This window comes from Streptomyces sp. NPDC004065, from assembly GCF_044903565.1.
Lineage (GTDB): Bacteria > Actinomycetota > Actinomycetes > Streptomycetales > Streptomycetaceae > Streptomyces.
In genome coordinates this window covers 50,119-64,422 of the sequence record NZ_JBJDQT010000034.1, presented here as the reverse complement: position 1 = coordinate 64,422, position 14,304 = coordinate 50,119, and the positions used below count along the sequence as shown (strand labels likewise).

The window sequence follows — 14,304 nt, the reverse complement described above, 5'->3', positions numbered from 1 at the left end:
TCGCCCGGTGGGCCGTCCACTCGCTGCGGATTCGCTCGGCCCTCAGTGACTCCTATGTGGTTTGCCTTGCGTTGCTCCAAACGATGGTACGCAGGAAGGCTGTCCAAGCTGGACGTGAAATCCGAATTATGGTGTGCTCCATCCACTTTGAATCGCGTATGAGTATATCGTGATCGGTGTACGCGCATTCCACGCACTCTGTCCCGCTACCACCACTGTAGGATGATTTGAACCATCTCGGGTCCGGCGTCGATGTCATTGAATCTCCTTGCTGATGCGCTCGATTAGCTCATTCGAGGACTTCAAGTCGAGTGCCTGCGCACTGAGGTACTGGAAGGCTAGGCAGTAGCGGTTAAGTTCTTGTGGCTTCTCCATGAAGAGACCTCCGCCGAGAAGGTCGACGTACACGACGTCCAACTCGGGAGCCTGTCCGCGCAGGACGGCGAAGCTGCCGACGGCTGCGGCATGCGCTCCCCGCGTGAAGGGGAGGACTTGTACTGTCACGTGCGGCCGCTGAGAAATGGCCAGTAGGTGACTCAGTTGGTCGCGCATGACCTCGAGTCCGCCGACCTGTCGTCGAAGTGCTGCCTCATCGATTACACACCAGATGTGTGGCGGCTCTTCTCGTTCCAGTAGCTCTTGCCGCTTCATGCGGATGTCGACCATGTGCTGGACCTCGCGTTCCCCGCACTGCACCTCGGAGGCCCTGTGTACGGCTTCCGCGTACGCGCGTGTTTGCAGCAGGCCCGGTACGTACATGCAGGCGTAGTGATCTTCGCGCACCACCTCGTCTTCAAGGGTGAGCATCAGATTCATGGACTCGGGGATCGGGTCGGCCAGTGAGCGCCACCACCCCTGGATCTTCGCTCCTTTGGCTAGATCGACTAACGCGAGGCGTTCCTCGTCAGTAGCCCCATACTCGCGACAGAGTGCGTCGACGGCCGGCCACTTGACAGTGCCTTCCTTCGTTTCATACCGGCTGAGCGTCGCCTTCGAGATGCCGACGCGGGCTCCGGCCTCCTCGAGCGTCAACCCCTTAAGCTCCCGAAGACGGCGGAGGTCGGCGCCCAGCTGACGCCGACGTGTGGTGGGTCCAACTGCCATGCCTGCTGCCCTTCGTGAGGTGGGATAGATCGTCGCCGTCCCTAGGCTGGAGGGCAAGGTGGTGTGCGCCGGGGCGTGATCGCATGCGTCGCGCTCCCACTCCCATCTTGTGAGAGTTTCATTTTGAGAGTTTCACTGACACTCTTGGTAGCAGGTTGGCCACAGACAGCTCTGGGGTTAGAGGTGGCCCTGGGGTGCTGTGGGTGAACGAGCGGAGCACAATATGGCCTGCGCTGGGTGCATGTTGAGGGAGCCGTGGGACGTATCGTTCCTGGCCCGAGCCGAAGAGGTAGCTGCTCTACGGCGCGACGTGAGACTTCGGTTGGCGGGCTGGGGCCTACCGGAACTCAGCGACATCGCACAACTTTGTGTCAGTGAACTGGTCGCCAACGTCATCAAGCACGTCGGCTCGGGGACTCCCGCTGCGCTGGCCGTCTCGATGAGGGGCATGCGTCTGCGCATCGAGGTACGTGACCCTGACGCCCGGGCCCTGCCTACGCTGACTGAGGCTGGGGCAGACGCTGAGTCGGGACGAGGCATGGCCCTCATCGAGGCCCTCGCCGAGCGTTGGGGCGTCGAGTTGGCCGCCGATCACAAGGTGACATGGTGCGAGATTGGTGCAGGAGCTGCCCTGGCCGACGAACACTCCGTAGCCTCTGGCGTCAGTCGAGCCATGAAGGTGCTTCACTTCTACGACACCGCGTGGGAGCAGTCGAAGATCTCAGCCTCTCCACGGCTGGGTGCGGCGATGGCTGAGGACAGGGTGATCAAGGTTATCGCCGACCTCCTTCACTGGCTTACCGCGCACGGGCAGGACCCAGACGCGGTGCTCGACAGGGCTCAAGCCCATTTCGAAGCGGAGACTGAAGTTCGCTGACTAACAGCTGTTGACGTAGCCGCTGGAGGCGCAGTGCGTCCGCTGTTCCTCTGGATCACACGACGCCAGCGCCTCAACGGCTGTTCGGCGAGACGGCCATGCCTCCGAACCCGAGTAAGGCCATTAGCGGGCCAAGGTAGGGAACGCGTCCTCAAGGATTTTCAGCAGGTTGCGGGCTCCGTCGATGTCCAGCTGGATGCTCTGGCTGATCTTGCCCTGGATCTTCCGTTCATCGGATCCGTAGGTGTCGAGCTGAAGCACGCGCTGTCCGTCCACAGTGAACGTCCGATACCCACAAGTCACGGGCCCGTGCAGCCTCTGCGCGTCGGAGGAGACCGGTTGGAAGTCATTGATCAAAGCCATGGGGATACCTTTCCATCTGAGTTGGCAGCGCGCCACAAGGGTGCTGCATCAACCTGCGGGAGCCTTGTGGCGAGATCTACTCCCCCCTCTCCCGGCCCCGAAGTGACGACAACACCAGACGCCCGTAGCGGGTGGTCAGTGCTGCCGCTGTGGCGGCGATCGAGAGGGCGAGGGCGAGTAGCAGGTGGCTGACCGAGTGGTCGTCGAGGACCTGGAGGATGCCCAGGGCCGTGCCGAGGGGGAGGCCGAGGATGGTGAGGACGCCGAGGGCGCCGCTGATCTGCTGGCTTTCCTGGGTCTGGACCAGCCGGCTGTAGTCGGCGGCCTCGGCGAGGATCTCGTTGAAGCGGGCCGGGAGGCGGTGCTGGTTCTGGAAGGCGAGCAGTAGCTCGTTGGCGGGGCCGTGGGCGGTGAGGTGCTGGCGCCAGTAGCCGCTGCGGAACAGCGCGATGCTGCGTTCCAGGCGGGCGACCCGGCGGGCCAGGCGGCGGCCGGAGGTGAAGACGTCGGAGAGTTCGTCGGTGAGCTCGTCGATGTGGTCCCGCTGGAGGGAGCCGAGCAGCAGGGCGTCCAGGTAGACGGTGCGGGAGTGCAGCGCGCCGAACTCGTAGAAGTCGCCCTCGCCGGTGTCGGGCCGGTGGCCGAGGAAGGCGGCGCCCTGCCTCAGTACCAGGGCGCTCCAGTCGGCGGATATGCGGACGGTGTCCTTGAGCTGCTCGCGTGCGGTCTCCGGGGCCAGGGGGAAGTCCTGCGGGGTGGAGCGGGAGGCCAGTTGCCACAGCCAGTGGTCGGCCGTGGCGGGCAGTTCCCCTTCCGGGCCGGTGCGGAGCGTGGGCGTGTGCTCCGGTTTGGGGGACAGGAAGGCGATCGTGTAGGGGCGGGCGATGGCGAAGGGAGCGGTGGGGTCCTGGACGTCGGCCACGCCGTCGAGGAGCACCGCGGGGTCGAGCGGGCCGGTCAGTTCGGCGGGCGGTTCGTCGGGGGTGGCCGGCCTGCGGCCTGCCAGGGCCCGCAGTACGGGCAGCAGCGGCCGTTCGGCGTGGAAGTGCAGGACGGCGAGGGCGTGTTCGGGGTCGCGGGCGGTGGCCGCGCGGAGCAGTTCGAGGCCGAGCAGGTGCAGCCCGTCGTGCTTGGTGTCGAGCGGCAGATGCCAGCGGCGGGGCCGTCCGGGGGCGCCGTAGAGGGCCCGGGCGGAGGCGGGCGCGAAGTACGTGGCGCGGGTCGGCGCGTCGGTGCGGCGGGTGCCGAGCTCGAACGGGAAGGGGCCCTCGGGCCATGGTGGCGCTTGGCGCAGCCGGACGGGCAGGACGACCGTGAGTTCCTGGCGGGCGCCCGTGATGTCCTCGAGGGGCGGGACGGCGTCGGGTGTCCTCACCGGTAGTACTCGGAAGGGTCGGGCTGGTCGAGCCGGATCACGAACTCCGCCCGGTCGGGGCTCTCGGCGCTGACGTGGAAGCGCACTCGCTCTCCGGTACGGATGGTGCGGAATCCCTCGGTCACGATCTGCCGGTAGTCGAAGCCGTAGTAGCGATCGTCCTCGTCGTCCCGGACGATGTACGAGCCGAGTGCGCCACTCGGTCCCCCGCCGCTCGGGCGCCGGTCGACGATGGTTCCGTGTCGTGGCCCGCCACTGCGGCCGAGGCCGCGGCCGTGAACTCCGCCGCCGCCGTCGTTGTTGCCGGGGCTCATGCCGTCGTTCCCTCCCGTCGCGTGGAGCCGGCCGGCTGGGACGTGGCGGACCGGTCCGCCGAGTCAACGTTCTGCACACAGCGGAAGCCGACCGCGTTGCTTCCGCCGCGCTTGCGGTAGACGCCCTTGCTGCTGGTCTGCACGGCACGCATCGGATTGTCGTAGCTGCCGCCGCAAATGACGGCCTCAGCGGGATCGTCCAGACTGGTGGAGGTCCATTCCCAGCAGTTGCCCACCATGTCCAGGACTCCGAACGGGGAGCGGTTGCCGGGCCGTTCGTCAGACGGCGTGGCGCCGGCGCGGCGGACGGCGTCACCCGCGAAGTCCCGGTACCACGCCTGGTAGGTCACGACCGGATGGCCGACCCAGGCGTCCGCGCAGTTGACACGGCTGCTGTCCGGTGTGTCGCCCCACGGGAAGAGCCGTCCATCGGTGCCGCGCGCGGCTGCCTCCCACTCGAGCGAGGTCGGCAGTCGCTTGCCCTCGAAGGCGGCGAAGGCGTACGCACTCCACCAGTTGACGCAGACGGCCGGGTGGTGGGCGTAGCGAGGGTTCTCGTAGTAGTCGCGGTGGCGCAGTCGGTCGGTCCAGGGCCGGTGGCTGATGTGGGCAGGCTGGTCAGGGTGGTCCCAGCGGGATGTGCCGTCCGGGTTGAGAGCATCGAGGAAGCGCCGGTAGCGAGCGACCGTCACCGCATGGGGATCGAAGCGCACGGGGCGTTCGACTCGGCGGATCAGGAGTCGCTCGGCCGGACCGACGAGATAGGCCCCGGCGGGCAGCACGCAGTCGTCGCGCGGCTCAACGCCGTCACCGGCACGGGACAGGCCGGCGAGGAAGGCCCCGCCTGGCAGGTCGGCCACCGCCTCCATATGGGCAGGGTCGCTGAGGTACCGGGCGGCCAGCAGTTCCTGGTACGCCGTGTGCACGAACGCGACGCGATCGGCTCCCGCAGGCCGCATCAGGGGCGCGAGGACGAACGCCGCCAGGTCGAGGCGGCCACCCGTGAAGGCGTCCGCACCCAGGGCACGGTGCAGGTCCAGGAGGGAGAAGACGGCACGGTCGGCGAGGAAGGGCCGCCCGAATGCGGCAGGCAGGCGCTGCTCCAGTTCCGGCCGCCCGGTCTCGGCCAGCGTCCGTGTGAGGTGAGCACCGAGGATGTCCGCGAGCGGCTGCCCTGGCGGTAGTCCCAGCCGCGCGGTGAGGCGTCGTTCCAAGGGGGTGGCTGAGGGCTCCGACAGGCGCACGACGTGGAAGTGCGGGACCCGTGAGGGGTCGATGCCGTTCGCGTACATCTGCTCGACCAACTGCTCCGAGCGCCCGGCGCCGTTGTCGAGCAGCTGGCGGACCTGCGGTGAGTCCGCGAGGAAGGACACCCTAGAGCTCATGACGACGGCCGACTCGGCGGACAGCACGGCGGCCAGGTCGGTGAACAGGCGCAGGAAGCCGGCCGGGCTTGGCTCCTCGACGCCCTCGTCGACGGCGTCGAGCACGCACAGCGCGGTGCCCGATCGAATCAGGTAGAGGAAGAGGTCGTATGCGCGGGAGCGGTCCGAGGCCATGGCCGGAGCCAGCAGGCGAGCCGCGTATTCGGAGAAGGGCTCGTCTTTCGGTTTCAGGCCCAGGTCGAAGTAGAAGCGGAAGCGGCGGACCTCCGGATCGACGGCCAGCGCGCGTAACAGCGTGCTCTTCCCACTGCCCGGGCGGCCGGTGACGAGGACGTTGGCGCTGCCGCGCGCGAGCCGGGCGAGCAGGTCGGCCGCGTCACCGGACTCCGTCACCTCCGCCTCGCCGGTGCGCGGATCGGTGCTCAGAGCAGTCGCGGTGAGGGCTGTTCGTGGCTGGAGGACGTCCTCATCGGAGATCCCGGCGGTGGTGTTCTCCGTCAAACCGGCGAGATGCGCCTCCAGGTTGACGATGGTGTCGACGAATCCGTCGTAGCGGATGATCCGGAAGTCGGTGCCCAGCAGTTGATGAAGAGCGCCGGGGACCGCGCCCGCGTCGTTGTCCACGATGACGAACCGGGTGAGCTTGGGCAGCCGGGTGCGTAACAGTTCGCCCCCATGAGAGGAGAGGACAGTGCCCAGGTCGTCCGCGTCCCGCGACAGCATCAGCTCGACGTACTCGAGCCGCATCCCCGACTCACGGCAGAACAGCAGATACACGGTGTCCGGGCTGAGGACGAACCGTTTGGCCTGACGGTAACCGAGGGTGACGTAGAGGCCGGCCAGGAACTCGCATCGGTGTGCCACCTCGGGGGCGAGGTTGGGTTCGCCGCCGAGGAGAGCCGCGCTCCCGGTGTCGGTGAACCAGACCAGGACGTCCACCAGGCGGCGGACCGCGAGCAAACCGTCTTCCTCGCTGATGTCGTATCCGTCGTGCGTCGAGCGGTTGCGCAGGCGCCGGATGTCGTCGAGCGCGTCGAGAACGGTGCTGCTCCGGATGTAGGGGCGGCATCGCTTCACGAGATCGTTGAGTGCCTTGGTGGAGGGGTCACCCTCGATGTCATGGTGACGCCACAGCTCCTTGAGGAGCTTCTCGGTCAGCTTCCCGACCAGCGCCACGGCGTTCTCGGGATATCCGTCGTTCAGGGACCGTAACGGCCGCTCGAGATCGAGCCCGAGACGGTCGGCGATTCGCGAGTGATCGTCGAGCTCCCTCCGCAGGCGCCGCAGCCGCTCGTCGACGACAGTACTCACGAATCCTCCTCCGGGTGACGACCGAGGATGAACGCGAAGCGGTCGGGGAAGACCAGCACCGGCTCTGGGTGAGCGGCCCGCATCTCCTCGATCCCGTCCTCGATCTCCCTGTCGCTGAAGGTCGACAGCAGGGACATGTAGCGGGCGCGGACCATGCCGAAGTACTTGTCGCGGTCGATGCGCAGCTCGTGCTCGATGTGGTCGAGCCGAGTCTCCAGCCCTGCGCTGCGCAGATGCTCCTGAATGCCGGCCGGGTCCGGCTGGAGCTCTTCGAACCGCGTGAGGGCGGCGGCGAACAACGGGTACTGGATGGTGGCCGGGAGCATGATGACGAGCAGCCGGCCGCCCGGAGCGAGCCGCTGGGCAAGTCCGAGCAATGTGCGCGCCGGGTCGGTCAAATGGTGCACCGACTCCTTCAGCCACATGGCGTCGAGTCGCTCGTACGGCAGCTGGACCCGGCCTTCGGCGATGTCCTCGGCGGAGGCGACGATGGGCGTCAGCGAGGGCGGAGGCGGTGCGCCGAGCCCTCTGAGCATGGCCTCGGAGGGGTCGACGCAGAGGATGGGACGACGGGGGCGAAGCCGGCGCGCCACTGCTCTGGCGAACAGGCCCGTGCCGGAGCCGATGTCGGCGATGCGGTCGGCGACGTCCAGGTCGAGCGCCTCCGCGATGCGGCCGGACATCCAGGGGATGTACTCGGGGCCGTAGACCCAGTGTTCGTCGTACTCGGCTGCGAGCCCGTCATAGTGCTCCTGCACGTCGCGCCGCCCCACGGTCCCCCCGCGTGTCACCTGATGCGCTGCCAGCGTCACTCAGCAGGTTATCGCGAGTGTCCGGGCCGCGGCAGGGTGTGACGGGAGAGGGACGGTGGGGGCGGCGTCAGAGGAGGGTGCAGAGGGTCAGGGCCAGGGCCAGGCCGCAGGCCGTGAAGGATGTGCACCAGATCAGGTTGGCCGTGGGGGAGTACGCCTTGGTCGTGCGGACGACGACTATGCGGCGGGGGTCGGCGGGGTCGTAGCGCAGGACGACGGGGGTGCCGCGGTGGAGGGCGTTGGGGGCGTCGGGGTTCAGGGGGACTTGGCGGTATGTGGGGTACGGGTGGTGTGGGCTGTCGGTGGGGGTGTGCGGGTGGCCCATGGGCGGGGCCTGGTAGCGGATCTGGGGTGGGTGGTACGAGGGGCCGATCCGGCGGGCGGAGTTGGCCACCTCGCCGGTCGTGCGGACGCCCGGCACGCCCAGCCGGCGCAGGGATCGGCGGGCGCGCAGGGCGGCGCGGGTGCCGTGGGCGCCGATGGCCGTCCAGAGCACGGCCAGGGCGAGCAATACGGCGGGCCACGGCTGGTCCATGTGCACGGCCTCCTCGCCGCAGGGCGGTCGCGTCGGGGAGCGCGCGGCCGGTCCTTCGGGGTGAGCGGCCGCGGTCTACGGGGCGTTCGTCCGCCCGTTCGCCGGGTCTGGGGACGGGGCGGGCGGCCGGTGGCGGGCGACGGGTGTCGTCACGTGGTGCCGTGGCACTGGGTGTACGGCGTGCCCGAGCCGCACCAGCACGTCGCGCCCCGCTGCGGCGGCCACACCACCGCCCGGCCGCGGGCGGCCAGGGTCGTGGCGTACTGGGGCAGCAGGGCCGGGTCGGCGGGCGAGGCGCCCTCGGAGGCGGCGAACGCCTCGTAGGAGGGGACCGTGCCCGTGACGATGCCCAGGTTCGCGGTGCCCGAGGACGCCAGTTCGCGCAGGGACGCCTCTATCGTCGCCAGGTGCGCCTCGTGGGAGGGGTACTCCGAGGCGAGGTCCCCGTAGGAGGCCAGCAGCTCGGCCAGTTCCGCCTCCGGCCAGTGCAGGACCGCCACCGGGAAGGGGCGGGAGAGGGCCTCGCGGTACGTCCCCAGTTCCGCCCTCAGCCGCTGGATCTCCGCCGCCAGCTCCGCCGGGTTCTCCGAGCCGAGGGACCAGATCCGCTTGGGGTCGTGCAGTTCGTCCAGGGACACCGACGACGAGTGGAGGGTGTCGGCCAGCATGTCCCAGTCGTCGTGGGTGGCGCCCAGCATGCGGCGCACCCGGTGGCGGCCGAAGAGCAGGGGGCGTGTGGGGTACGGGGGTTCGTCGGCGTCCGCCAGCAGCAGTTGCACCGCCTCCGTGAACGTCTTGTGCGCCGCCTCCAGTTCGTCGTGGGACTCCAGGGCCTCGGCGACGATCACCCAGGGCGCGGCGTCGCGGGGCGCGGTCGCCCGGATGCCGTCGATGATCGCCCGCGCCTCCGCCTCGTGGTCGTACTCCCAGAGGTTCGCCGCCTTCAACGCCCGTACCAGGTGCGGGTTCTCCAGGGCGGCGGGGCCGTCGGGGGACGACAGCAGACGGTCGTAGAGCGCCGTCGCGGCGGGGCGGTCGCCGGACAGCTCCAAGTGGGCCGCCGCACGCAGCAGAAGGGCCTCGGCGTCCTCGGGATACAGGGCGGCGGTCCGCTCCAGGCGGGCCGCTTCGGCGGCGTGGTCGACGGTTTCGACGTTCTCGACGGTCTCGGCGTTCTCGGCGGGCGTGTCGGGGCGCATGGGGGACACCGTACTGCCGTGCGGTGACAAAAGTGAGGTATCTGCAGGCCAGGTGACCGGGGCCGGACCGGGACCGGGACCGGGGAGGGGCCGGGACGGGACGGTCCTCCACTCGCGGCCGGGGCCGGGACGGGACGGTCCTCCACTCGCGGCCTCGGACCCCGGCGTCGGGGCCGGCTCAGGCTCCGGCGCGCGGGCGGCTCAGGACCGTCACGCCGACCGCGCCCACCGCCGCCAGGACCGCCGACACCACCATCGCCACGTCGGCGCCCCGGGACAGGCTGCCCGAGGACGTCGCGATGGCGATGGTCAGGGCCACACCCGCGCAGGAGCCGATGTAGCGGAAGGTCTGCTGGGCGCCCGAGCCCATCGCCGCGCGCTGCGGCGGGACCGACTCCACCGCCACCAGGGGCAGGGCCGCGTTGAGCAGGCCGCTGCCCACGCCGCCGATCAGCAGGCCGGGCAGCAGGCGCGTCCACGTGCCGGAGCCGAGCGCGCCGAGCATCGTCAGGGCCGCGGCGCCGTGCAGGAGGAAGCCCAGGGCGAGTTGGCGGCGCGCCGGGACCCGGCCCGCCAGCCGCTTCGCCTGGAGCGCCACCGCGAAGCTCAGGGCGGACCACAGCAGGAACAGCCACGCGGTGTCCATGGCGGACAGGCCCAGCGACTGCTGCAGCAGCGCCGGCAGGAAGGTGAACAGGCCGATCACCGCGAAGCCCGTGAAGAGGCCGGCCGCCGAGGAGGCCAGGAAGTGGCGGTGGCGCAGCAGGGACAGGTCGATCATCGGCGTACCGGCGCGGCGCTCCACCAGCAGGAACACGCCGACCAGCACGACCGCGGCCGCGAACAGCAGCCCCACCGGCGCCCGCAGCCAGCCGTCCCGGCCCAGGGTCAGGGCCGCCACCAGGGCCACCAGGGCCAGGCCGAAGGTGAGCGCGCCGAGCACGTCGGGGCGGCCGCCCCTGGGCGCCCGCGACTCGGTGAGCGCGCGCACGCCGAAGGCGGCGGCGACCAGGGTGGCGGCGCCGAAGACGCCGTAGCCGACACGCCAGTCGGGCAGCGCGCCCGCCACCAGGGGGCCGACCGCTATGCCGCCGCTGACGAAGGCGCCCCAGACACCGGTGGCGTGCAGCCGGCCGCGCGGGGTGGGGAAGGCGTGCACGAGCAGGCCCAGGCTGCTGGCCAGGATGGCCGCGCTCGCCGCGCCCTGGGCGATACGGGCCAGCGTGAACTGCCAGGTCGACGTCGCGAGGGCGCCCAGCAGGGTGGTCAGGCCGAGCGCCAGGGTGCCGGTGAGGAAGACGCGGCGGCGGCCGTAGTCGTCGGCCAGGCTGCCCGCGACCAGGAGCAGCGCGGCCAGGCCCAGCGGGGTGCCGTTGAGCAGCCAGGCCTGGGCCGACAGGGGGGTGTGCAGGGCGGCGGCGGTGCCGCGGAGGGTGACGGCCGGGGCGGTGTACGTCATGAGGGCGATCGCGGTGGCGGCGCTGGTCAGGGCCAGGGTCGCGCGGGGACGCGGGGGCGAGTCGCCGGGGGTTCGTGCCCGGGCTGTGGAGGGGGCGTCGGTGGGGGCGTCCGTTCCGGTGGCCGGGGTGGGCACGGTGGCGGCGGTGGTGGGGGCGGTCGTAGCGGCGGTCGTGGCAGCCGTGGCGGTGGTGGGGTCGGACCCGGTCATGGTGGCGATTCCTTCCGGGGGAGGGGAGACCTGGCGCGGGGCGCCGATGCTGTCGATTCGGTGACTGAACCTATGACGCTCGTGAACCGTAGCACGATGAGTTCGGTCATCGAACCAAGAGTGGGAAAAGTGGTTACAGTGGATGCCATGGCACTGGGCAAGGACTACGCGACGCAGGAGTGCTCGATCGCCCGCGCGCTGGAGGTCGTCGGGGAGCGCTGGACGCTGCTCGTCATCCGCGACGCTCTCTACGGCGTGCGGCGGTACAACGACTTCCTGACCCACCTCGGCATCCCGCGCGCCGTGCTCGCCGCGCGGCTCCAGACGCTGACCGCGGAGGGGCTCCTCGTCAAGCGCCGCTACCAGCAGTCCCCGCCCCGGGACGAGTACGTCCTCACCGAGCGGGGCGCCGGCCTGTGGCCGACGCTGCTCTCGCTCGGCACGTGGGGGCGGGAGCACTACGGCGAGGCCCGGCTCCGCTACTTCCGGCACGCCGGCTGCGGTGCCGAACTCGGCTCGAACGGTGCGTGCACCGCCTGCGGAACCGTCGTGCCCCTGGAGGACGTCATCATGATCCCGGGCCCCGGACTCGATCCGGACCCGGCCGACCCGGTCAGCCGGGCGCTGCTGAAGCCGAAGCGGTTGCTCCAGCCGCTCCAGACCGAGCCGGCGTGACACCGGGCCGGCCTGACACCCGGGCCGGCCTGACACCCGGGCCGGCCTGACACCCGGGCCGGTCTGACACCCGGGCCGGCCTGACACCGGGCCGTGAAGGGCCCGGGTGGCAACATCTCGCGGAGGGCCCGCGGGACGACGACAGGCCGAGGAGGCCGGGGACAGGGGGCGACCGTGATCCGCGACCGGGTCCGCCGTCCGCGCCGTCCGCTTCCCGCGGCGGCGTCGCCGCTCCTGCTGCTGTCCGCGCTGCTGCCGCTGTCCGCGCTGCTGCCGCTGTTCCAGGCCGTCGTGCTCGGCGTACTCGATCTCGACAACGGCGGTCTCTTCGCCGGTGTCGCCCTCGCCGCCGCGGCCACCGCCGTGGCCGGGGCCGCGCTCACCGCCTGCGCGCTGCTCGCCGCACGGCGCACGCCCGCGGTGCCGCCCGCCCGGGTGCGTACGGCCATCCGGGACCGGGACCGCCGTACGGCGTTCCTGCCGCAGCGCGATCCCGACGCGGCCGGCCGGCCGCGGCCCCGGGCGCCCGGACTCGCCCTTCCGACGACCGTCGCGCAGGGCATCCCGGGCATGTGAGGGGCACCTTGTGGGCCCGGTGCGGCTGGTGCGCCCCGGGCACCCCCACCGTGGGTTCGGTGCGCCCAGAGCGCCCGTCGGGTTCCGCCCGTCCCGCTCCGTGACCCCGTCCCGTGACCCCGTCCCGTGACCCCGTCCCGTGACCCCGTCCCGTGACCCCGCGCGCGTCGTCATGCCGCCATTCCCATGCCCCTGTGCATCCGGCACGACGAGACCCCGGGAGGTTCACCCATGTCCTTGTTCGCCACTGTGGTGGAGCAGTTCGCCCACCTGCTCCAGCCGCTGTTCCACGCCTCGGCGACGGCCGCCGCGATCGTCCTGTTCACCGCACTCGTACGACTCCTCGTCCACCCCCTGTCCCGGGCCGCGGCACGCGGGCAGCGGGCCCGGGCCGCGCTCGCGCCGAGGATCGCCGAGCTGCGCCGGAAGTACGGCGAGGACCCGCGGAAACTGCAGAAGGCGGTCCTGGAGCTGCACGCGGCGGAGAAGGTGTCGCCGTTCTCGGGCATCCTGCCGAGCCTTTGCCAGCTGCCCGCCTTCTTCCTCCTCTACCGCCTGTTCTCCGGGCCGGGCGCCGGCGGCCTGCTCGACCACCGTCTGTTCGCGGCGCCGCTCGGCGGACGGTGGGCGGACGTCCTCGGCGACGGCCAGGTCCTCGGGGCGGCGGGGGCCGTGTACTGGGCGCTGTTCGCGGTCGTCGCGCTCATCGCCGGCTTCAACTACCGGCAGGCGAAGAGGAGCGCGGCCGGGCTGTCCGGGGCGACGGGGGCGGCCGGTACGGGCGATCGCCCCAGCGGCGCCAGCGGCGCAACCGGGGCCGCCGGGGCTGCCGGGGCGGTCGCCAGGGTGCTGCCGTTCATGTCCTTCTTCACCCTCGTCACCGTCGCCGTCGTACCGCTGGCCGCCGCGTTGTACGTGGTGACCAGCACGGCGTGGAGCGCGGTCGAACGGGCGGTGCTGTACCGCTGAGGCGTGGGCCGGCGGGTCGGCTGCCCGCCGACCCGCCGACCCGCCGACCCGTCGGCCCGTCGGCCCGGCGGGCAGCGGCGGGCGGGCGCCGGTGCGAGGGGCGCGGTGACCGGTCGCCGCGGTCCAGTACGTGAACCAGGTGTTGCGGACCGGACGCCGGGCCTGGAAGATCGTCCGGTCCGCGAGCGAGGGAGACGGTGCGCATGAGGCTGCTGCGAGTCGGGCCGGCGGGGGCGGAGCGGCCCGCGCTGCTGGACGCCGGGGGAACGCTGCGGGACCTGTCGGGCCTCGTCCCGGACATCGACGGCGCGCTGCTCGCCGACGACGCGGCGCTCGGCCGGATCAGGGACGCCGGCGCCGCGGGGGAACTGCCCGTGCTGGAGGCGGCCGGGCTGCGGATCGGGCCGCCGCTCGCGCGGATCGGCAAGATCGTGTGCATCGGGCTGAACTACCACGACCACGCCCGCGAGACCGGCGCCCTGCCGCCCACCGAGCCGGTGATCTTCTTCAAGGCGCCGGACACCGTGGTCGGGCCGAACGACACCGTGCTCGTGCCCCGCGGCTCCACCAGCACCGACTGGGAGGTGGAGCTGGCCGTCGTCATCGGTCGCACGGCCCGGTACCTGGAGTCGCGCGAGGAGGCGCTCGCGCACGTCGCCGGGTACGCGGTGGCCAACGACGTCTCCGAGCGCGAGTTCCAGATGGAGCGCGGCGGGACCTGGGACAAGGGCAAGAACTGCGAGACGTTCAACCCGCTCGGGCCCTGGCTGGTGACGGCCGACGAGGTGCCGGACCCGCAGCGGCTGCCGCTGCGGCTGTGGGTCAACGGGGAGCTGAAGCAGGACGGGAACACCGCCGAGCAGATCTTCCCCGTCGCCGAAGTCGTCCGGTACGTCAGCCGGTTCATGACCCTGTACCCGGGGGACGTCATCAACACCGGTACGCCGGCCGGCGTGGCCATGGGCCGGCCCGAGCCCAAGCCCTATCTGCGCGCGGGTGACGTGATGGAGCTGGAGATCGAGGGGCTGGGCCGCCAGCGGCAGGAGCTGAGGGACGCGTAGACGCCCGCCGTCCCCGTGGCCCGCGCCCGCCGTCCCCGTGGCCCGCGCCCGCCGTCCCCCGTCCCGCGGCCCGTGGCCC

The 14,304-nt window shown here is 71.2% G+C and carries 15 protein-coding genes; 5 read left to right on the top strand and 10 right to left on the bottom strand.

The window, feature by feature from the left end:
- Positions 1–52: 52 nt before the first annotated feature.
- Together ACI2LW_RS29100 and ACI2LW_RS29095 are read right to left on the bottom strand one after the other, a co-directional pair.
- Positions 53–259 carry a DUF397 domain-containing protein gene (locus tag ACI2LW_RS29100; protein WP_404734211.1) on the bottom strand — a complete coding sequence of 69 codons (207 nt, stop codon included), beginning with the start codon at positions 257–259 and terminating at the stop codon, positions 53–55.
- A complete protein-coding gene (locus ACI2LW_RS29095; protein WP_404734210.1) occupies positions 256–1,104 on the bottom strand; it encodes a helix-turn-helix domain-containing protein in 849 nt (282 codons plus the stop codon). Before ACI2LW_RS29095 ends, ACI2LW_RS29100 begins: the two co-directional genes overlap by 4 nt.
- Before the next feature lie 241 nt (positions 1,105–1,345).
- Between ACI2LW_RS29095 and ACI2LW_RS29090 the strand changes: the two genes are divergently transcribed.
- On the top strand, positions 1,346–1,981 hold the full coding sequence (locus ACI2LW_RS29090) for an ATP-binding protein (RefSeq protein ID WP_404734209.1): 636 nt from the start codon (positions 1,346–1,348) through the stop codon (positions 1,979–1,981).
- Between the two features lie 123 nt (positions 1,982–2,104).
- Here the strand turns inward: ACI2LW_RS29090 and ACI2LW_RS29085 are convergent, their stop codons facing one another.
- The 8 genes from ACI2LW_RS29085 to ACI2LW_RS29050 all read right to left on the bottom strand — a co-directional run bounded on the left by ACI2LW_RS29085 (position 2,105) and on the right by ACI2LW_RS29050 (position 10,944).
- On the bottom strand, positions 2,105–2,344 hold the full coding sequence (locus ACI2LW_RS29085) for a hypothetical protein (protein ID WP_404734208.1): 240 nt from the start codon (positions 2,342–2,344) through the stop codon (positions 2,105–2,107).
- Positions 2,345–2,420: 76 nt separating this feature from the next.
- Positions 2,421–3,719, bottom strand: coding sequence for a hypothetical protein (locus ACI2LW_RS29080; RefSeq protein WP_404734207.1), 1,299 nt, complete (start codon positions 3,717–3,719; stop codon positions 2,421–2,423).
- Positions 3,716–4,033 (bottom strand): hypothetical protein, encoded by a 318-nt coding sequence (locus ACI2LW_RS29075; RefSeq protein ID WP_404734206.1) that lies wholly within the window; start codon positions 4,031–4,033, stop codon positions 3,716–3,718. The genes ACI2LW_RS29080 and ACI2LW_RS29075 overlap by 4 nt, the downstream gene beginning before the upstream one ends.
- Entirely contained in the window at positions 4,030–6,729 is a 2,700-nt protein-coding gene (locus ACI2LW_RS29070; protein ID WP_404734205.1) for an SUMF1/EgtB/PvdO family nonheme iron enzyme, read from the bottom strand. The genes ACI2LW_RS29075 and ACI2LW_RS29070 overlap by 4 nt, the downstream gene beginning before the upstream one ends.
- On the bottom strand, positions 6,726–7,487 hold the full coding sequence (locus ACI2LW_RS29065; RefSeq protein ID WP_404734204.1) for a methyltransferase domain-containing protein: 762 nt from the start codon (positions 7,485–7,487) through the stop codon (positions 6,726–6,728). Before ACI2LW_RS29065 ends, ACI2LW_RS29070 begins: the two co-directional genes overlap by 4 nt.
- Before the next feature lie 121 nt (positions 7,488–7,608).
- Positions 7,609–8,076: a DUF3592 domain-containing protein gene (locus ACI2LW_RS29060; RefSeq protein ID WP_404734203.1), complete on the bottom strand. Its 468-nt coding sequence runs from the start codon at positions 8,074–8,076 to the stop codon at positions 7,609–7,611.
- Between the two features lie 149 nt (positions 8,077–8,225).
- Complete coding sequence (locus ACI2LW_RS29055) at positions 8,226–9,275, bottom strand: SEC-C domain-containing protein (protein WP_404734202.1); 1,050 nt, start codon at positions 9,273–9,275, stop codon at positions 8,226–8,228.
- Between the two features lie 178 nt (positions 9,276–9,453).
- Positions 9,454–10,944 (bottom strand): MFS transporter, encoded by a 1,491-nt coding sequence (locus tag ACI2LW_RS29050; protein WP_404734201.1) that lies wholly within the window; start codon positions 10,942–10,944, stop codon positions 9,454–9,456.
- A 147-nt stretch (positions 10,945–11,091) separates the two neighbouring features.
- Here ACI2LW_RS29050 and ACI2LW_RS29045 point away from each other — a divergent pair, with 147 nt between their 5' ends.
- The 4 genes from ACI2LW_RS29045 to ACI2LW_RS29030 all read left to right on the top strand — a co-directional run bounded on the left by ACI2LW_RS29045 (position 11,092) and on the right by ACI2LW_RS29030 (position 14,225).
- Positions 11,092–11,619, top strand: coding sequence for a winged helix-turn-helix transcriptional regulator (locus tag ACI2LW_RS29045; protein WP_404734200.1), 528 nt, complete (start codon positions 11,092–11,094; stop codon positions 11,617–11,619).
- 240 nt (positions 11,620–11,859) lie between these two features.
- Positions 11,860–12,195 carry a DUF6412 domain-containing protein gene (locus tag ACI2LW_RS29040; RefSeq protein ID WP_404734239.1) on the top strand — a complete coding sequence of 112 codons (336 nt, stop codon included), beginning with the start codon at positions 11,860–11,862 and terminating at the stop codon, positions 12,193–12,195.
- Positions 12,196–12,426: 231 nt separating this feature from the next.
- Positions 12,427–13,164, top strand: a complete 738-nt coding sequence (locus ACI2LW_RS29035; RefSeq protein ID WP_404734199.1) for a YidC/Oxa1 family membrane protein insertase — start codon at positions 12,427–12,429, stop codon at positions 13,162–13,164.
- A gap of 203 nt (positions 13,165–13,367) precedes the next feature.
- Positions 13,368–14,225: a fumarylacetoacetate hydrolase family protein gene (locus ACI2LW_RS29030; RefSeq protein WP_404734198.1), complete on the top strand. Its 858-nt coding sequence runs from the start codon at positions 13,368–13,370 to the stop codon at positions 14,223–14,225.
- The last annotated feature ends 79 nt before the right edge of the window (positions 14,226–14,304 follow it).

Excerpts from the sequence above, each read along its gene's own strand:
- ACI2LW_RS29100 (WP_404734211.1), bottom strand. The coding sequence starts at position 259 with ATGACATCGACGCCGGACCCGAGATGGTTCAAATCATCCTACAGTGGT.
- ACI2LW_RS29095 (WP_404734210.1), bottom strand. The coding sequence starts at position 1,104 with ATGGCAGTTGGACCCACCACACGTCGGCGTCAGCTGGGCGCCGACCTC.
- ACI2LW_RS29090 (WP_404734209.1), top strand. The coding sequence starts at position 1,346 with ATGTTGAGGGAGCCGTGGGACGTATCGTTCCTGGCCCGAGCCGAAGAG.
- ACI2LW_RS29085 (WP_404734208.1), bottom strand. The coding sequence starts at position 2,344 with ATGGCTTTGATCAATGACTTCCAACCGGTCTCCTCCGACGCGCAGAGG.
- ACI2LW_RS29075 (WP_404734206.1), bottom strand. The coding sequence starts at position 4,033 with ATGAGCCCCGGCAACAACGACGGCGGCGGCGGAGTTCACGGCCGCGGC.
- ACI2LW_RS29060 (WP_404734203.1), bottom strand. The coding sequence starts at position 8,076 with ATGGACCAGCCGTGGCCCGCCGTATTGCTCGCCCTGGCCGTGCTCTGG.
- ACI2LW_RS29055 (WP_404734202.1), bottom strand. The coding sequence starts at position 9,275 with ATGCGCCCCGACACGCCCGCCGAGAACGCCGAGACCGTCGAGAACGTC.
- ACI2LW_RS29050 (WP_404734201.1), bottom strand. The coding sequence starts at position 10,944 with ATGACCGGGTCCGACCCCACCACCGCCACGGCTGCCACGACCGCCGCT.
- ACI2LW_RS29045 (WP_404734200.1), top strand. The coding sequence starts at position 11,092 with ATGGCACTGGGCAAGGACTACGCGACGCAGGAGTGCTCGATCGCCCGC.
- ACI2LW_RS29035 (WP_404734199.1), top strand. The coding sequence starts at position 12,427 with ATGTCCTTGTTCGCCACTGTGGTGGAGCAGTTCGCCCACCTGCTCCAG.
- ACI2LW_RS29030 (WP_404734198.1), top strand. The coding sequence starts at position 13,368 with ATGAGGCTGCTGCGAGTCGGGCCGGCGGGGGCGGAGCGGCCCGCGCTG.